Here is a 16,115-nt window from a genome sequence, read left to right on the forward strand (position 1 = left end):
ACTGTTTCGGTAGCCGCCGCATTCAAGAAGTCGTCTACCGAAGCCACATTTTGCAGGGTTGCGCTGGTGTTGGACACACTTTCCGCACCCTGCCGCTTCGTACGTGACGCTTTCTATGACACGCTCTATAGAAGAAATCAACTAATGCAGCTACAACAGATTGAGTTGTTAAACTTTCGTCAGTTCCGGCATGAATCGATTGAATTTGCTCAGTCCTCTGATAAAAATGTCACCATTGTACATGGTGCCAATGGTTCCGGTAAGTCAACACTACTCAATGCGTTTACTTGGCTGCTCTATGATGAGGTAGATTTCGACACGCGTCCTGATAGACTGGCGAGTGAGGGTGCAATGGCCGAAGCAACTGCAGGTGACTCTATCTGTGTTTGTGTGGAGCTAGAATTTCTACACGATGGTACTGAATACGTCGCTAGACGGGAGATTGAGTATGAAAAACGGGCTGACGGCGATTTTGATGGTGAGCTTGTCGATGCCAATATGACAGTCGAGTACCGGGAGGGTGGCCAGTGGGAGGAGCGGCTGAATCCTGATAATACGCTTGACCAGATTATCCCGAAACGATTGAGCGGCTTGTTTTTCTTTGACGGGGAGGATATAGACGAACTTGCAGGGATTGACAATCAAGATCGCATTCAGGAAGCAATTCAAAATATAATGGGCCTCACTATTCTTGAGCGCTCTACCCGTCACTTGGATACTGTAGCGGACCGATTTGAAGATGAGGTGGAAAAGTATGCAAGTGATGAACTTTCAGATCTCATTTCTCAAAAGCGTGATATTGAAGAGGCTATTGATGATCTTCAACGAAAACTGCAAGATACGAAGCGATCTAAGGATCAAGTAGAACAAGAAATCTTTGATCTTGAGCAAAAACTTGAACGGTTAGATGAGAGCGCCGCTCTTCAGGAGCGAAGAAACGAATATCGAGGAGAACGCTCCGATATTGAAGAGAATATTGAGAAAATAAATGAACAGATCCGGAAAGAAGTCAGTGATCACGGCTTTATTCCCCTCTCAATGCCTCTTATTCGGGAGACTGCAGAAGAGCTAGATTCGATGCGGGAACGTGGACTCATCCCTTCTGAATTGAGTAATTCATTCATTGATTCTTTGCTTGAATCTGGGAGCTGTCTCTGCGGTCGTGAGTTGAAGCCAGGAACTGAACATTATCGCAAGGTGGAGGCGATGAAAGGTGAGGCAATTGGTGATGGCGTTGAACAAGGAGCACTTCGTATTGTTGGACATCTAAATCGAGTCTCCGAGGAGGAATCCGAATTCTTTGAAACCGTTGATGAACTTATCGAGGAGAGAAAAGAACTTCATGACGAGCTTGATGATTATGATGAGCTAATCGATGAGATAAGTTCGGAACTACAGAAGCTTGACCAGACAACTGAATCTGGTCAGACAATTGGCGAGTTAGAATCTGAACGTGAAGAAAAAGAAGGAGAGCGAGACACCCTCATATCAGATATTGGCGGTATTGAAGAGCGAATCGATCACAAGGAAGATGAGTTGGAGAGCCTCAAAGAGGAGATAGAGCAGCAACGCGATGAACATGAGGAGGCCCTCCTAGCCAAGCGTCGACAAAAAGCGACTGAACTTGTAGAAGAAGAGCTAGCATCTTCGTTCTCTGAGTTCAAAAATCAGGTCCGGGAGTGGGCAAATGACGAAATAAGAAAAACATTTGGTGAGATTGCAAGCAAAAACTTCACTGCTGAAATCACCGAAGAATTCAAGCTCAAAATCTGGCAAGAGGTCGGTGACGATCGTGTCGAAGTAGACAAATCAACTGGGGAACGGCAGATTGCTAGTCTTGCTTTTATTGGCAGCTTAGTCAAAATCGCCAGACAGAGATATGAATCTGAGAAAGACTCAGAGTACTTCACTGGCGGAATTTATCCGCTTGTGATGGATTCTCCTTTCGGCGCTCTTGACAAGCGTCATCGGCAAAAAGTTGGAGAGGTTATCCCCACTCTTGCAAACCAAGTAGTGGTCTTTGCGACCGATTCGCAGTGGGAAGGACCAGTTGAAGAGGAAATGTCCGACAGAATTGGTGAACAATTTTGGCTTGATTACGATCCGGGAGAATCCCCCGGCGAGTACCCCCAAACGAAAGTTCGCTCAGAGAGTACATCCATGGAAGCTAACTAAAATGGGACGTATTATCAATTACAAGAAAACCGAGCTGTACGACACGCTCGTTGATGAGTACGAAGTCTTTGAGAATTACTATGACCTCCTCATCTTCCTTGCAGTTATCGGATATAAGGAAGATAATCCCGTCCGCGAGGGATACCGGGGTAGTAGTTCGGAGGGTACAGCTGGTGAATCGGGGCTACATAATGTTTATTCGCAGGACCTATATCGTACGATCATGGCTAGTCTAGCGTTTCAGGATACCGGAGACCCAGAGGCCCTCGTTGATGAACAGACACATATGAAAGTTCTCGCTCAGTATGCTGCTGGTGGACTAGAGATCGCTGAAGACGAGTTTGGGGATATCGCTGGTGATCCTACAGATGCGGTAATCAATTATATAAAAATGTCTCAGAGCGAGGACACCGGAACTGAAGGAGAACTAGCCAAAATTGTTCAGAGTTTTGATGACGAGATGATGAACATCGAAGGGGAGTAAATTAGCATTACAGCAGGTATTTTTAAATTAGCCATATCCACAACATTAAGACGCCGCTAAGTATCAGGTGGACCATGGAAGAGGAATCCAATACGCCACTATGTGGCAAAGAGATTTTTCTCTATCCGGGTGACCCGGATGGAACCGGGATGCTCGCATACGATACCACTCAATACAGAGACCGGTATGACGAGCTTCAGTTTGCAGATAGCACCCAGTTTATTAGTTCATTAGAGGAGAATATTCGCCTCGAAAATCGCTCTCTTCTGCGCGTAGCAGAGGGAGAAAGGTTTGTCGTACCTGAATACCAGCGGAATTTTACTTGGGAAGAGGATCAACATGAGGAACTTTGGAACACCATTTTATCTATTCAGGATCTCAAGCCGAAAGCGAGCGACCTTCCTGTTGATACTTACTTCGGTACTGTGTACGTCGCCCGCGACGCCGACGGAGATGTATTCGAGATTATTGACGGTCAGCAGCGTCTGACCACTGTAGCAATTATCTTAAAGAATCTAAAACAACAGCTAGAAGGTCGATTCGACAGCATAGATGGGCAACTTCTCGAATATGCACAACATGTCTGTGACCGGCAACTAGAGGACCTATTATACCGTGCTGACGGCCCCGATATAACCCCCTTCATCACGTTGAATGACCACGATCAGCCGTTCTTTGATATTGTGTTTAAAGAGAAAGAGAACCGGATCAAACCAGTGAAAAATCTCTCGCAATATGATGGACGGAAGACAAACTCAATTACTGTGCAGTCGCTTCTCGATGAACTTGATATCCCAAAAGAAGCATACGAAGAGGATGAAGACTTTGAGGACACTGATATGCTTGAATCGTACCGCTACTATGGAGATGCGCATAGGCGACTCATCAATGCCGACAAATTCTATAAGAAAAATATCAGACAGTTTATTGAGAAGGACATCTTTGAGACTCCGGAGACAAAAGTCCGAGCGTTGCTAAATCTGACTCACTATATTCTCCGTTCCCTTCGCGTTTCAGAATGCATATTTGAGACTAGTAATCAAGAGCTCCGAATTGAAGTCTTCCAATCGCTCAACGACCGCGGTGTTGAGTTATCGAATATGGACAAAATTCGGGCTCGTGTTGTGGGGCGATTCCAAGGAGAATCTGATAGTGATGTACAGATCGATCGCTGGGAAAGTGTTGTCAAGACGTTTGGAGGAGATTCCGATGATGTTGAAGACTTCCTTGCCCACTATCTTGCAGCGACAGAGAAAGAATTCTCTACGGTCACAGAAGCGAAAAACGAAATGCTCGAAGCATTTCGTCTCAAACAAATCGGTCATCACGATATCCAATCGAGACTGGCAAGCCCAGGGCAAGCTCGGGACTTCTTAGAAGAATTGGTGAATTATGCACAGCGATATCGTGAAATTGTCTCCGCCGATTTGACAGATGACGATTTAGAGCTGAAAGACCCACAAAAAAGCGAGTGTGAGGAAATTCTCAAGCGGCTCAACAAACTTGGAACTAAACAGTGGCGACCGTTCGTGATGTACGTATACCAAGCGGTGACTGAAGCCCCACAAAAAGATCAGTTTTTGGTCGATGTCCTGAAAACAGTAGAGGATATCTCGTTCCGGTTTTCTATATCGGACCTTGTCGGCACAGTCGTTGATGACACATATCCGAATTCCTGCCAAGAATTTCGGGAGCTTGAGCAGACTGGGAATCAGTTCGATTCCGAGGAGGTATCCGAGATTCTCATTGAGAATATCGATAATTCTGCACGCCAAATGTTCGGCGAATCCTTTATCGATCGTCTTGTTAGTAAAGATGGTTGGAACAACAACAAGACAAAACAATTGTACCTGAAGGTCGCGGATGAAGACTTCAGACAGAGAAACGAGGTTGGGATCACGAACTCTCACCTCAGTTCAGACTCTAGTGAAGTACATATTGAACACGTACTCCCGGTATCATACATTTTGGCTAAAAAGGATCATCCGTATGCGTGGTTAGAACACTTCTTCCATAATAACGGCGATAACAAGATTCGTACTCAGATCGATTATCTTCAGTCACGTGACGCGCACGAGCTATCACCTGGTGACGACGGTTATGATGAGATCGAGCGAGTCGTTAATGGAATTGAGGAACGCTTCGTACGTGATATTGGAAACATGATTTTGCTTGATGAAGAGGTTAACCGACCGATTCAGAATCGTCTCTTTGCAGTCAAGCTCAAGGAGTACCACAAAAAGCATGACAAGGACATGGAGAATATCATCAACCAATACTTTGGTACTGATGGAGCGGTTGACGAATCGAAGCTTCAGCGCTTACTAACGCTTGATATGCCCGATGATGAGACGAGATCGACTTCCCCATCACTCATCCAAGATTTCAATGAGTGGTGGACGTATGAACGCCTCGTACAACGGAAATCGCAGCTAGTATCTGAGATTTTGCAATCACTTACATTCTCTACCCGACCAGACGAGTTCGAACCGTTCGTAGATGATCTCGAAAATATAGTAGAGGAAGATGTTCAGAAGCGCTTAGCAGTTCTAACTGTCTAAGACTAGACTTTGATAGGACCTACTGCCGCTTTAATTCTGAATGGCTAGAATCAACTGAGGGATGTTGTACTTGATGAATACAATAATATACGATTGAAGAAGCAGTAGTCTATTGCCAATCAATCGAATGTAATCTTAGCAACAAATTGTCGCTTTTTATAACAGAAGCAAATTTATGTGTTTGTAAATACAGATTATATCTAATGGCGGTAGAAAAAGTAGCATGCCCATATTGTGGCGAAGTTACTAATATAACGGTTCCCCCTGATAGAAAACTGGCTCGTGTGGAAAAAAACGTTCCTTGGTATAGAAGTGGTGCTACTGTAGATGGGGGGTGTCCAAACGGTCATGATTTCGTTGCCTCCACTAAACCGGAGTAATATGATATCACGATAATTCTTCATCAAATACGTCTTCCAAAAAGTGACATATTGAATCTTCCCCAGAATTTAAAAAGAAATTTATGACTTCTGCGGTAGCCCTCAATTCTTCTTCGGGGCTACTTGTCTTTGATTTGATCTGATGTTCAAGACGTGAACTCAGGTCATCTATCAGTTCATTCCTATCAGATTTACTCAGTCCGGGATAATTTCTGCCAATAATCTTATCTACTCTGTTCCACATATCATTTTTTATGTTTCTATAAGTTGACTCTCCAATTCTTGACGGACCTGCTGCTATATTGATTCGAGATCCGTTATAATAGACATCAATAACAAGATTACTGTCATCACTACCGGTCAATAGATGTCTGGCAATTCTAAATGTGAAAGGTGGCACATCACCAATTGTAGCAACACCCTCCAAGATGGCCTCTAATGATATGTCATCCATACATTCTATCTTGTTGATATCACACTAAAATCCATCTGAACAGGTGATTAGTTCAGTTGCTCTACCACGAGGAGCTTCAGTATTATATAAAGCCAGTAGTTAGAACGTCTGCTTGCGGATGGTGTGTCTAATGTCTCTTTAGCCGTGATTCGCTAGATGTCTTGACTACAGTGTTTTACAATTGAATCTAGCAGTTCAGAACTGAAAAGCTGCCCTTTAAATTTACACTCGCAGAGAATTGTAGCTCGCTGAAGGATTGGAATAGAGTAGACTGGCTTTTTAAAATGGTGCTTCGTCTTCTTCAAACCACAACTGGGGATCAAGAGGAATTCCTAAGCCAATTATGTTCAATCATAATCCTGAACGCAGTCTTCACGATCTCACAAACAGGTCTCTCTAATCAACTATGTCAGGGTCAGACAGGTTGCTTCACAAATTCTGTTACTACATAGAACGGAACCGTGTCAATCAGCGCCACAAGTAGCTTCACGATGTACTGCCCAGCGACGATTGAGACGAGTGCCCAGCCCCACGTTGGTTCCCCACCGAGGCCGAGTGCCGGGAAGATAGCGAAGCCGAGCGTAATAAACACGATCGTGTCCACGCCCTGACTAACTGCAGTGGAACCGCAGTTCCGAAGCCAGCGATGGCGACCAGCAGTGCGACTCTTCAGATTGGCGAAGAGTCGGACATCGAGATGTTGGGCGACTGCAAGCGCGACGACGGAAGCGAGGATGATCGATGCGGAGCCGCCAAGCGTCGACACGAACGCTTCTTGGCCACCGTAGAACGGGGCAGAGGGCATCCAAATGGCGAGGAAGACGAGCGCATACGCGATGACGAGCGTGACAACCGTTCCGTTGACCACGGTCGCGGCGTACTCTTTCCCGTGATACTCGACGAGCAGGTCTGAAGCGAGATAGGCCACGCCGAATGCGACGAACCCAGCAGGGACGGCGACGCCGCCGAGCCCGGGGAGCTCAATCCACGTGAGTTTCGCTGCGAGGACGTTTGCGAGAACAATCGACCCAGCGAACACGGCGGTGAAGATCGCACGAGTATCTTCAGTCTCCATCAGCTGTCACCCTCTTGTATGGGCGTACAGTTCCCTGTGGTTCGGTGCTGCGGGTCGAACTGTGGAGATACCGATGCGCAACGAGTGCGCAAATAGACGTTGAATGAGTGTGAGTCGGGCTGCTGTTCCATCGATGAAGTAACGAAACTCAATATTTATATATTCCCCGAATATTCTTCGAGTATGTCCCGAAGTATATCGAGAGATGAATCCGAGTCAGAGGTCCTTCGTGAGGCCGGCCAACGAACCCTCCACATCGGAGCCGACAACCCCATCCGCATTAGCTCGGGCCACCGTATCCTCCATCACGACGGGAAGTGCTCGCGGCCACATGGCCACAACTACGAAATCACCGTCGAGGTGACCGGTGAAATCACCGAGGAAGGCTGGGTTGTTGACAAAGGTGACGTCGCAGACGTCATCGACGCCTGGGATCACCGTTTCCTCGTCGAGGAGGGGGACCCGCTCGTCGATGCGTTCGAAGCGTCCGGCGACGGTGACGCCCTTGTCGTCCTCGATCACCCACCGACGGCGGAGGTGATGAGCGTGCTGCTCGAACAACGAATGCTCGATGCGTTCCCGGACACTGTCTCAGACGTCTCGGTGTCGGTGAGCGAAACCGGCGAGCTCTGTGCAAGTTACTGATGCCGGTCGCAAGTGATGTGGAAGAACCCACAACGGACGCTGACGCGGCCGGTGAGGGCCTCCCGATCAACGAGGTGTTCTACTCGTTACAGGGAGAGGGAACGCTCGCAGGCGTCCCCTCTGTCTTCGTACGGACCTCCGGGTGTAACCTGCGGTGTTGGTTCTGTGATTCGTACCATACGTCGTGGGAACCGACTGGGGCGTGGCGCGACGTCGACACGATCGTGGAGGAAGTGCGGTCACACGACCAGGCGGACCACGTCGTACTCACGGGCGGCGAGCCGCTCATCCACGGGGAGTCCGTCGAACTCTTGGAACGACTCGACGCAAAGGGGTATCACACGACGGTAGAAACGAACGGGACCATCTACCGGGACGCACCAATCGACCTGGCGAGTATCAGTCCGAAACTGGCGAGCAGCACGCCGACGCCGGACCGGGACCCGAAAGGCGAGGGCGAGTGGGAAGAGAAACACGAGCAGAACCGGATCGATATGGATGCGCTCTCCCGGATGGTCGATACGTACGACACGCAACTCAAGTTCGTCGTGACTGACGAGACAGACCTCCCGGAGATTATGGACCTCGTCGATCGTGTGCGGGCGGCGACGGCGACGACCGTGGCGGACGATGACGTGTTGTTGATGCCGGAAGGGATGACGCGTGAGCAACTCGACGGAACGCGAAGCCAAGTGGCAGAGTTAGCGATGGAGTACGGCTACCGGTACACACCTCGGCTCCACGTGGACCTATGGAACGACGCGCCGGGGACATGAACGTCGCCGCAATGCGGTGTGGACAGAGCGAACTGAGCAACAATCGATTCGATACAACGGAGAATACATGAGCAACAAAAGCGCGGTGATTCTGGTGTCTGGCGGGATGGATAGTGCGACAGCGGTGTACGAGGCGATGGAACAGGGATACGAGCCGTACTTCCTCCACACCTCGTACGGGCAGCGCACCGAAGACAAAGAGTACGAGTGCGCACAGGCGCTTGCTGACGAGGTCGATGCGGCGGACTTCCTCCACATCGAAACCGGGCACCTCGCACAGATTGGGGCATCGAGCCTGACGGACGAAGAGATGGACGTCGCTGACGCAGACTTGGAGAGCGACGAGATCCCGACGTCGTACGTCCCCTTCCGTAACGCGAATCTGCTGTCGATGGCGACATCGTACGCAGAGGCGACTGAGTCGGAGGCGCTGTTCATCGGCGCGCACTCGGAGGACTTCTCCGGATATCCGGACTGTCGGCCCACCTTTTTCGACGCCTTTCAGCAGGTGATCGACGTCGGAACGAAACCGGAGACGGAAATCGAGCTGAAAGCGCCGTTCGTCGAGTGGTCGAAAACAGACATCGCTGAGCGTGGATTAGAACTTGGTGTCCCGTACGACATCACGTGGTCGTGTTACCGGGACGAGGAACCGGCGTGTGGGACGTGTGATGCGTGTGCGTTCCGGCTTGAGGCATTCCGAAATGCTGGGTCACGTGACCCAATTGCGTACGCTGAGCGACCTGATTTCTCGTAATGCTGCTTCAATAATCAAAGAGGCTGTCACTGTACTTCTTGAGATTAGGATTTGTTGCTGGTGCCGCTCGTAAACTCATCCTCTCCGTTGAGTCGTCCCGTGATTCCATTCATAGCATAGATGAGTGTTGCTGCGACGTTGAACGCCTCTGTTCGTGACAGTCCCGAGATCGGCTTGGTCACGAACTCTTCTCCGTCCATATTCACACCAGTGATCGGAGTTACCGTATAGTCGCCATCGCCCATCGTCCCGTCAAGGCGAACGAGGATTGTTTGATCGTCATCGCATATCCACTCAACGTAGTACTCGTCATGAATCTCTTCGCTCCACCCTGACGGATAATAATCAAGATGCTCAGTTTCGCTTTCAGGCATGAGACGTACCTTGATGTCGTCTACAGCAACAAATAAATCTGGTTGCGCGCCCTTGTGATGTAGTGATCTCACTGTATTAGCGTACGTGATTTTTGAAGCGTTCCGGAATCTGGGTCACGTGACCCGATTGTGTACGCTGAGCGGCCGGAATTCTCGTGAACCACATAATACGCGATTCAATCTACCACAGTGATTGGTACAATCTGCTGGTCTAGCCACAGGTATGCTCCGTAGAGTAGCCGATACTCTGATGATATTCCTCTACCAATCAAGCCTATGCCGAAGGTAAGCGTTGAAATTCCCCAAGAGTTACTTGACGACCTTGACGACCACGTCGGCGACGAAGGAAAATTCGTCAACCGAAGCGACGCGATTCGCGCCTCAATCCGCAAAACGCTCGATTTGCTAGAGGAAATCGATGAACGACAAGGGCGGATTGACTCATCTGAAGCTGACGACTGAGATTCTAGACTGACATCGCTACTGCCAACAAGAGACTATTCAGCACAATAGAATAGTAAACGTTTCAAACATATGTAGTTAGACTATTTTGATTCTAATCCATTAAATTCTGAAGCAATCTCTTCAAGTACTTCTTTATCTTCCACATCAGGGTTCGTATCATCTGATTCCGTATCTTCGGACTCAGAGGTAGAGGGGTAATTCTTGGCGATAAGAGGTCCATTTCCCGCTTCGATACTGTGGTGATTCTCGTGTGCTCGGACACCTGTCGGGAAGAATACTTTTGTATCACACGTCGTACCAGCGATCTCACGCTGACATCGAAACCATCGCTTCTCTTCTGGTTCGATAGGGATGTAATTCTCTTCAACCCGCTGTCGTAGTTCTTCGGTTGAGAGAATAGGACCCTCACTTTCACCCTTCTGATCAGACTGCGTATTGTTCATCTAAACAAAATCTGTACACCATCATTATCAATATTTGGGCTTTGTTGAAACCATCTGAAACAGACACGAACAGCAGGCTGAATGGAGGATGCGTATGTTACACTGAGTCAGATCGATGCTATCTCTACGGCTGTTTTTATTTAATTCCGACAAATCGCTGAAAAGCCTTCGAAAAGGAGAGTTCACCCAGCGGGTAGTTGAGGAGATCCACCGATTCCATCAGGGATGCGTGCCGGTCCCGGCGCTTCTCTTGAGCATCTAAATCGGGAGTACTATGACCTTCTAAATCAAACCGCTCAATCTGTTTTAGACGAGATAAGTCTGTCAAGATATTTTCTAGTAGCCGCCTCTCTCGTTGATTGAGTAGCATTGTCGTCTCGCTATACGATTCGAGAAGTTCCTCGTGGATTTGCCATACGAAGGAATCCTCAATCATACACTGCTCAAAAATAATTTGTTGGTTCGTTCGCTCTAGCCATCCGATGAGGTTGTTCAGCTGATCGACCTTTTCTTTTCGATTCCTATAATAAACGAGGAACTGTCCGCTCAAGACACCAGCAACGGCACCGAAGAACACTACCGAAAGCTCAAACGCGAGAGATTGGAGTACCATGGCAGATAGTTCGATACGTCTCATTCATTATTGTTTAGCTTGGTTATATCTATCCGGCAAGCAGGTCATATCTACGCTTTACTTCTTGAAGTGACCCAGTTGACGTCGGAACGCCATCAACATCGGCGTCAGGATGGTTCCGAGCGGTTTCCGCAAACATTGAGACTCGTTCGAGTTCCTTCCGGATGAGTGTCCGCTCAATTTCATACTGATCATCGGACAGCATTTCTGGGTGTCTTTGGGTATCTGGTATTGTGATGAAATCATGAATTACGGCATATTTTTTGCCTTCGTATTTTCGAAGTATCCTTCCTCTTCGTTGGACGTATTGTCGTGGATTCGATGTACTCGCTAGGATGTATGCCGTCCGTGTAGCAGGAATATCAACGCCTTCGTCTAGACATCTAATAGAAGTTAGAAGGTCAATTTCTCCGTCATCAAACCGTGTCAACAGCTCTTTTCGTTCTTGTTGATTTTCTCGTGCGGTAAAGCGCTCAACAGACAAGTTACACTCATTTCGAATTCTCTCTGTTGTCAGGTCTACGTGACGCTGTAATTGGCCATCAGCCTCCAATTTGCCATCACTACAGTAGACAAGCGTGTGTTTGGTATCTATCTCAGAATTCAATAAGTCAATAAGCAAGAATAGCTTCTCACGAGCGGTGCCAATTAATCGAGCTCTCTTGAAAAGAGCTTGCTGTAGAGCGGGATTCTGTTCAAGATTCAAACTCCCTTCGTTGTCATTCGATTTCCCTGCAAGTCGACCAATCTTTGTGGTTAGACGCATGTACTCTTCCATCTCTTCGTCCTGCAATTCGACTATATGAGGTATGTAGTAGTACTCACATAGTGCACCGACTTCGATAGCTTTCTCAAGTCCATATTCAAAAACGGTTCCTCCAAAATACTCATCTAATTCTTTCGTCCCTGCTTCGTCATACCATCTTTCTGGCGTTGCCGAAAGACCAAGTCGGAGGTCAAACTGATCACTAAGTGCCTCCTGTGTCTGAGCGGCCCCCATGTGGTGTACTTCATCTGCAATCAGCATTGAATTTCCATTAGCTCTTTGAATGGTTTTTCTCGCGGATTCTCCTGACAAGGTTCGGTGTGTTGTAACCACTACGCAGGTGTCACGCATTCCATTGTTGAATTCTAGCAGTTCACGTTCAAGTCGAGGTTGCCAGTTGCGTCGTGATTCAAAGGCAAGAACAGGGGTGGCACCGAAATCATCAAGGTCAGATTTCCACTGATTAACCAGATGTTGATATGGTACTGCGACGACGAGCAGGAATTTTTCATCCACGGACTGATCCACACGCGTTGCCGCAAGGAGGGCTGTGACCGTTTTACCAGTCCCTGTTGCCATTTCTAGTATTCCTTTTCCTCCGGCAGACATCCACTCTTGTATTGCTTCTTGTTGATACGGACGGGCTTCTATCCAATCAGGAACATGGAGACCCTCATGAGACATCTTATCTATCTCAAAATGGCCCGCTGATATATATCTAAGCCGTGATGTTAAATTCGCCAAAATTAGGGTTTCGAAAGCATGCTAGCAAGAGTTCGAGTTGTTTTGGTCAAGAGAAGATTTGGTAACGAGTACTCTTTTACCTCCACGGGATCGATACGGTTGCAATGACAACGCTTCTGGTACAATCCTGTTCAGACACAAAAAATTCAGTCTCCACGCCTACTCCGGCCCTTGATGTGTATGATGGATATTTTTATAAAATTATCAAGAAGGCTATAAGAGAAGGGGAGTTTCGATCTGATATCGATATTCGAATTCTGTCTGCGAAGCATGGTCTTCTCAAACCTGATGAGAAGATCCGCTCCTATGACCGCCAGATGACTCAATCACGAGCTGCCGACCTTCGAGAGTCCGTCACAATGAATCTACAAGAACTGGTACAACAAGAGGAATACAACCGAATCGTCCTTAATATGGCCCGGGAGTATCGCAGTTCAATCGGGGAAATTCATGATTATCGGGGGCAAGTGAGTGAAATCTCTGGGAGCGGCATTGGCGAAAAGGGTGAGAAACTCAAGAGATTCATCCGGGGAGACTGACTGAATGGGATTCCAACAAAAACAACATGGTAATAATGGATTTGAGATTGCTAATCAAGCAGGAGCAGCACGCACTGGGACACTCCAAGTTGGAGACACAGAATTAGAAACGCCAAATCTCTTTCCTGTAGTGAATTTCTACGCAGGAGGGACCTCATCAAGCCTGTACGGGGGAGGCATACATCGCACAATGAAGGAGTTCATGAACGGGGATGAAGTCATAAACGGCGGTGACTACAGCGAATACTTTGATGGCGTGATGACGTCTGTCGCTTCTTTAACTGACTACGGGATAACTAAAGAGCGATATGAAGAGTACATTGATACTCCAATTAAGGAGAGAGACCTCTTTGATTTTGACGGTGTTTTATTTGTTGATTCAGGAGGTTTCAAATTTCTCGGAGACAAGACTTTAGATGGTAGTGATTTTGAAGTCGATGTCGATCAGAGGGCAATTATAGATATTCAACGTAAGCTTGGTGCTGACCTAGTTTTGAATCTCGACCGTCCAATCGAGCCTGATGATGATTACGAGACACGGGTTCAAAAGGCACGCATGACTGCACAGAATGTCGATCAATTCCTTGAATTAACTAACAGACAGAAACAGACACGATACCTGACTCTTCATGGGTACAATTACTCTATGCTGAATACGTTCCTCACCGAGATCGAGAAAGTAATTGGAAAAGACCGTGTACACCGTGAATTTGACGGGGTAGCTCTCGGAAGCTTGGTTCCGCTTAAGGATAACAAGGGTAAGTTGATCACTGCGGTGAGCGACTGCAGAGAGGTCCTCAACGACTGGGGCTTTGATGATCTGCCATTACACATCCTTGGTATTTCTTCAAGCGCAATTCCATTACTTGCAGCAGTTGGTGCGGATACATTCGACTCATCTTCTTATCTTCATGCTGCAATTAACGGGAAGTATCATACGTCGTTGTACAATACAGAGCCGCTTGATGACGTAGATTTCTCAAACTGTGATTGCCCAGTCTGCTCTGACGACAAACTTGTGAATTGGATGAAGGGTGATGCCGAGTACCAGAAAGACAAGCTTGGAGCAGTATCGATGCATAACCTCATAATACAGAAAGAGGAGATCCGTCGTGTTAGGGAAGCAATCAACAAGTCGGGAACCGACGGTTTGATTGAATATTTCGAACAATCGCTCAGCCGTCACAAATCAATGCAGCAGCATGCACACCGAGTTGTGAATGATTCTCTTGGAGGATACTTCTAACAATGTCAACAACAAAAACACCACAAGTAAATGAAGTAAACGAGTTCCTAGAAATTGCGAGTGACTTCGAAGATCCGCTCGAAGTAATCCGCGAATCATTGTCTAATAGCTACGATGCAGGGGCGACTGAGGTCGAGATTACGATTAGAGACAGGCCGATCGGGTCCGAGATCGTGATCGAAGATAATGGTGAGGGGATGGACTATGCTGACCTAGAATCCTTCTTCGATTTGGGCAATTCGACGAAACGAGACCCGTCCTCTGATGCCATCGGCTACAAAGGACATGGGACAAAGATTTTCTATAAAAGCGAAGAGGTACTCGTTAACACTTCCAAAGAAGGAACGAATCTCCGTGCGCAAATGGAACAGCCCTGGGAAAAACTCAACAACCGAGTAATGCCTGAATACGAAGTTAGGGAACGCTCGGTAAAGGAGGGTAATAGCGGGACTCACATCCGCATTACCGGATTCAAATCCGGACGTGGATTCTCTCCTTCCTCACTCACATATAACAAAATTGAACACTATCTGAAATGGAAGACACTTGCAGGGTCCACTGCTCACTATTTCACAGATGACTATCACGAGATGGATGTATATATCACATTGGGCGACGAGATCGACGACACTCAGGGAACGCTCAAATTAAATAATAAACTTGAATTTCCCGATGAACAGATTGAGCCCGGAGAAGGGAATTTCCCGGAATCAAGGATGTGTAAGCACTATCCACCTCGTGAGCTGACGGTGGAGACTGATGACGGAGATACGGCAACCATCGAAATAGTAGGGATGATTGGTGGGAAAGATGCTCGCAACGAACTCCCAACATACGGGAAACATTCAGCGCAATTCGGAATTTGGCTTGCTAAGGATTATATCAAAGTAGAACGTGTCAACGAAGTTATCTCACATGACAATGAATTCCTCCATTTCTTTTTCGTGGCAAACTGCCAAGATATTGAGCTCTCTGCAAACCGTGAGAAAATCCGGAACAAATCAAGCGCTATCTATCAAGCAATTAAAGAAGAATTGAGCCACTATCTTTCGAAAATAGCATCTGATCCTTGGTTCAAAGATTACCTCAACCAGCGACGAAAGGCCAAACTCTCACGTCGGGCAAAATCTCAACAGTCTTCTGTTGAAGACCGTGAGAAGCAGATTCACGATCGTGAACGGTTTGTTCCCTCCAATGATGCGGAGGTAGTTCTTGGTCTTGAAAGATCTAACCGGAACGGAGTTCTCCCTGAAATTGTCGTTGAAGACTATGACCCCGATGTGGAGGTCAACGCATTGGTCAGACAGGATGGCTCACTCTACGCGAGTTCGATCCATCACAAACTCACAGATCATTTTGGAGCAGACAAACCCTTAGAGGCTGTTGATAAAATCATCTGCTGGTCGTATGGCGACCCTGATGAGTTGAGTGAACTTGAGCGACATGGGTACCACGGGGGAGACATCGCATTTGACCTCAATGCAGGTCGAATCGAGTATCAGAACGGTAGAAAACATAATATCCATATCGTTTCTGTCGAACAGCGATTTTAGTAGACGGCTACAGGTAGCCGACTTTATCACATTCCGTCTTCAAT

General features: G+C 47.4%; 16 protein-coding genes. 10 read left to right on the top strand and 6 right to left on the bottom strand.

The genetic code is table 11. The features are described from left to right. Positions 1 to 144 precede the first annotated feature (144 nt). The 3 genes from EXE46_RS12445 to EXE46_RS12455 all read left to right on the top strand — a co-directional run bounded on the left by EXE46_RS12445 (position 145) and on the right by EXE46_RS12455 (position 5,220). Positions 145 to 2,175, top strand: a complete 2,031-nt coding sequence (locus EXE46_RS12445) for an AAA family ATPase (RefSeq protein WP_137688713.1) — start codon at positions 145 to 147, stop codon at positions 2,173 to 2,175. A 1-nt stretch (position 2,176) separates the two neighbouring features. Next, positions 2,177 to 2,659 carry a hypothetical protein gene (locus tag EXE46_RS12450; protein WP_137688714.1) on the top strand — a complete coding sequence of 161 codons (483 nt, stop codon included), beginning with the start codon at positions 2,177 to 2,179 and terminating at the stop codon, positions 2,657 to 2,659. A gap of 74 nt (positions 2,660 to 2,733) precedes the next feature. Further along, the gene (locus EXE46_RS12455; protein WP_137688715.1) at positions 2,734 to 5,220 is read left to right on the top strand and encodes a DUF262 domain-containing protein; all 2,487 of its coding nucleotides are present in this window, start codon (positions 2,734 to 2,736) and stop codon (positions 5,218 to 5,220) included. Between the two features lie 387 nt (positions 5,221 to 5,607). Here the strand turns inward: EXE46_RS12455 and EXE46_RS12460 are convergent, their stop codons facing one another. Next, on the bottom strand, positions 5,608 to 6,054 hold the full coding sequence (locus EXE46_RS12460) for a hypothetical protein (RefSeq protein ID WP_137688716.1): 447 nt from the start codon (positions 6,052 to 6,054) through the stop codon (positions 5,608 to 5,610). A gap of 415 nt (positions 6,055 to 6,469) precedes the next feature. Further along, complete coding sequence (locus tag EXE46_RS12465) at positions 6,470 to 7,129, bottom strand: queuosine precursor transporter (protein WP_137688717.1); 660 nt, start codon at positions 7,127 to 7,129, stop codon at positions 6,470 to 6,472. A gap of 183 nt (positions 7,130 to 7,312) precedes the next feature. Here EXE46_RS12465 and EXE46_RS12470 point away from each other — a divergent pair, with 183 nt between their 5' ends. The 3 genes from EXE46_RS12470 to queC all read left to right on the top strand — a co-directional run bounded on the left by EXE46_RS12470 (position 7,313) and on the right by queC (position 9,307). Then, on the top strand, positions 7,313 to 7,774 hold the full coding sequence (locus tag EXE46_RS12470) for a 6-pyruvoyl tetrahydropterin synthase family protein (RefSeq protein WP_137688718.1): 462 nt from the start codon (positions 7,313 to 7,315) through the stop codon (positions 7,772 to 7,774). Then, entirely contained in the window at positions 7,774 to 8,550 is a 777-nt protein-coding gene (locus tag EXE46_RS12475; protein ID WP_137688719.1) for a 7-carboxy-7-deazaguanine synthase QueE, read from the top strand. The genes EXE46_RS12470 and EXE46_RS12475 overlap by 1 nt, the downstream gene beginning before the upstream one ends. A gap of 67 nt (positions 8,551 to 8,617) precedes the next feature. Beyond that, positions 8,618 to 9,307 (top strand): 7-cyano-7-deazaguanine synthase QueC, encoded by a 690-nt coding sequence (gene queC / locus EXE46_RS12480; protein ID WP_137688720.1) that lies wholly within the window; start codon positions 8,618 to 8,620, stop codon positions 9,305 to 9,307. 44 nt (positions 9,308 to 9,351) lie between these two features. Here the strand turns inward: queC and EXE46_RS12485 are convergent, their stop codons facing one another. Next, the gene (locus EXE46_RS12485; RefSeq protein ID WP_137688721.1) at positions 9,352 to 9,681 is read right to left on the bottom strand and encodes a hypothetical protein; all 330 of its coding nucleotides are present in this window, start codon (positions 9,679 to 9,681) and stop codon (positions 9,352 to 9,354) included. Positions 9,682 to 9,957: 276 nt separating this feature from the next. Between EXE46_RS12485 and EXE46_RS12490 the strand changes: the two genes are divergently transcribed. Then, a complete protein-coding gene (locus tag EXE46_RS12490) occupies positions 9,958 to 10,143 on the top strand; it encodes a ribbon-helix-helix domain-containing protein (RefSeq protein WP_137688722.1) in 186 nt (61 codons plus the stop codon). 83 nt (positions 10,144 to 10,226) lie between these two features. Here the strand turns inward: EXE46_RS12490 and EXE46_RS12495 are convergent, their stop codons facing one another. From EXE46_RS12495 to EXE46_RS12505, 3 genes are all read right to left on the bottom strand, one after another. After that, the gene (locus tag EXE46_RS12495) at positions 10,227 to 10,589 is read right to left on the bottom strand and encodes a hypothetical protein (RefSeq protein ID WP_137688723.1); all 363 of its coding nucleotides are present in this window, start codon (positions 10,587 to 10,589) and stop codon (positions 10,227 to 10,229) included. 136 nt (positions 10,590 to 10,725) lie between these two features. Next, positions 10,726 to 11,202, bottom strand: a complete 477-nt coding sequence (locus tag EXE46_RS12500; protein WP_137688724.1) for a hypothetical protein — start codon at positions 11,200 to 11,202, stop codon at positions 10,726 to 10,728. A gap of 49 nt (positions 11,203 to 11,251) precedes the next feature. Further along, positions 11,252 to 12,673: a DEAD/DEAH box helicase family protein gene (locus tag EXE46_RS12505; protein WP_137688725.1), complete on the bottom strand. Its 1,422-nt coding sequence runs from the start codon at positions 12,671 to 12,673 to the stop codon at positions 11,252 to 11,254. 164 nt (positions 12,674 to 12,837) lie between these two features. Between EXE46_RS12505 and EXE46_RS12510 the strand changes: the two genes are divergently transcribed. Genes EXE46_RS12510 through EXE46_RS12520 form a run of 3 tightly spaced genes read left to right on the top strand, consistent with a single transcriptional unit; the run spans position 12,838 to position 16,071 of the window. Continuing rightward, entirely contained in the window at positions 12,838 to 13,272 is a 435-nt protein-coding gene (locus EXE46_RS12510) for a DUF6884 domain-containing protein (RefSeq protein WP_137688726.1), read from the top strand. A 4-nt stretch (positions 13,273 to 13,276) separates the two neighbouring features. Next, entirely contained in the window at positions 13,277 to 14,518 is a 1,242-nt protein-coding gene (locus EXE46_RS12515; RefSeq protein WP_158413950.1) for a tRNA-guanine transglycosylase, read from the top strand. A gap of 2 nt (positions 14,519 to 14,520) precedes the next feature. Next, positions 14,521 to 16,071, top strand: coding sequence for an ATP-binding protein (locus EXE46_RS12520; RefSeq protein ID WP_137688727.1), 1,551 nt, complete (start codon positions 14,521 to 14,523; stop codon positions 16,069 to 16,071). Positions 16,072 to 16,115 lie beyond the last annotated feature (44 nt).

The sequence above is a fragment of the Halorubrum sp. GN11_10-6_MGM genome, assembly GCF_005435165.1.
Lineage (GTDB): Archaea > Halobacteriota > Halobacteria > Halobacteriales > Haloferacaceae > Halorubrum.

Excerpts from the sequence above, each read along its gene's own strand:
- EXE46_RS12485 (WP_137688721.1), bottom strand. The coding sequence starts at position 9,681 with ATGCCTGAAAGCGAAACTGAGCATCTTGATTATTATCCGTCAGGGTGG.
- EXE46_RS12500 (WP_137688724.1), bottom strand. The coding sequence starts at position 11,202 with ATGGTACTCCAATCTCTCGCGTTTGAGCTTTCGGTAGTGTTCTTCGGT.
- EXE46_RS12450 (WP_137688714.1), top strand. The coding sequence starts at position 2,177 with ATGGGACGTATTATCAATTACAAGAAAACCGAGCTGTACGACACGCTC.
- EXE46_RS12465 (WP_137688717.1), bottom strand. The coding sequence starts at position 7,129 with ATGGAGACTGAAGATACTCGTGCGATCTTCACCGCCGTGTTCGCTGGG.
- EXE46_RS12505 (WP_137688725.1), bottom strand. The coding sequence starts at position 12,673 with ATGTCTCATGAGGGTCTCCATGTTCCTGATTGGATAGAAGCCCGTCCG.
- EXE46_RS12475 (WP_137688719.1), top strand. The coding sequence starts at position 7,774 with ATGCCGGTCGCAAGTGATGTGGAAGAACCCACAACGGACGCTGACGCG.
- EXE46_RS12490 (WP_137688722.1), top strand. The coding sequence starts at position 9,958 with ATGCCGAAGGTAAGCGTTGAAATTCCCCAAGAGTTACTTGACGACCTT.
- EXE46_RS12445 (WP_137688713.1), top strand. The coding sequence starts at position 145 with ATGCAGCTACAACAGATTGAGTTGTTAAACTTTCGTCAGTTCCGGCAT.
- EXE46_RS12520 (WP_137688727.1), top strand. The coding sequence starts at position 14,521 with ATGTCAACAACAAAAACACCACAAGTAAATGAAGTAAACGAGTTCCTA.
- EXE46_RS12515 (WP_158413950.1), top strand. The coding sequence starts at position 13,277 with ATGGGATTCCAACAAAAACAACATGGTAATAATGGATTTGAGATTGCT.
- EXE46_RS12460 (WP_137688716.1), bottom strand. The coding sequence starts at position 6,054 with ATGGATGACATATCATTAGAGGCCATCTTGGAGGGTGTTGCTACAATT.
- EXE46_RS12470 (WP_137688718.1), top strand. The coding sequence starts at position 7,313 with ATGTCCCGAAGTATATCGAGAGATGAATCCGAGTCAGAGGTCCTTCGT.
- EXE46_RS12495 (WP_137688723.1), bottom strand. The coding sequence starts at position 10,589 with ATGAACAATACGCAGTCTGATCAGAAGGGTGAAAGTGAGGGTCCTATT.
- EXE46_RS12510 (WP_137688726.1), top strand. The coding sequence starts at position 12,838 with ATGACAACGCTTCTGGTACAATCCTGTTCAGACACAAAAAATTCAGTC.
- EXE46_RS12455 (WP_137688715.1), top strand. The coding sequence starts at position 2,734 with ATGGAAGAGGAATCCAATACGCCACTATGTGGCAAAGAGATTTTTCTC.
- queC (WP_137688720.1), top strand. The coding sequence starts at position 8,618 with ATGAGCAACAAAAGCGCGGTGATTCTGGTGTCTGGCGGGATGGATAGT.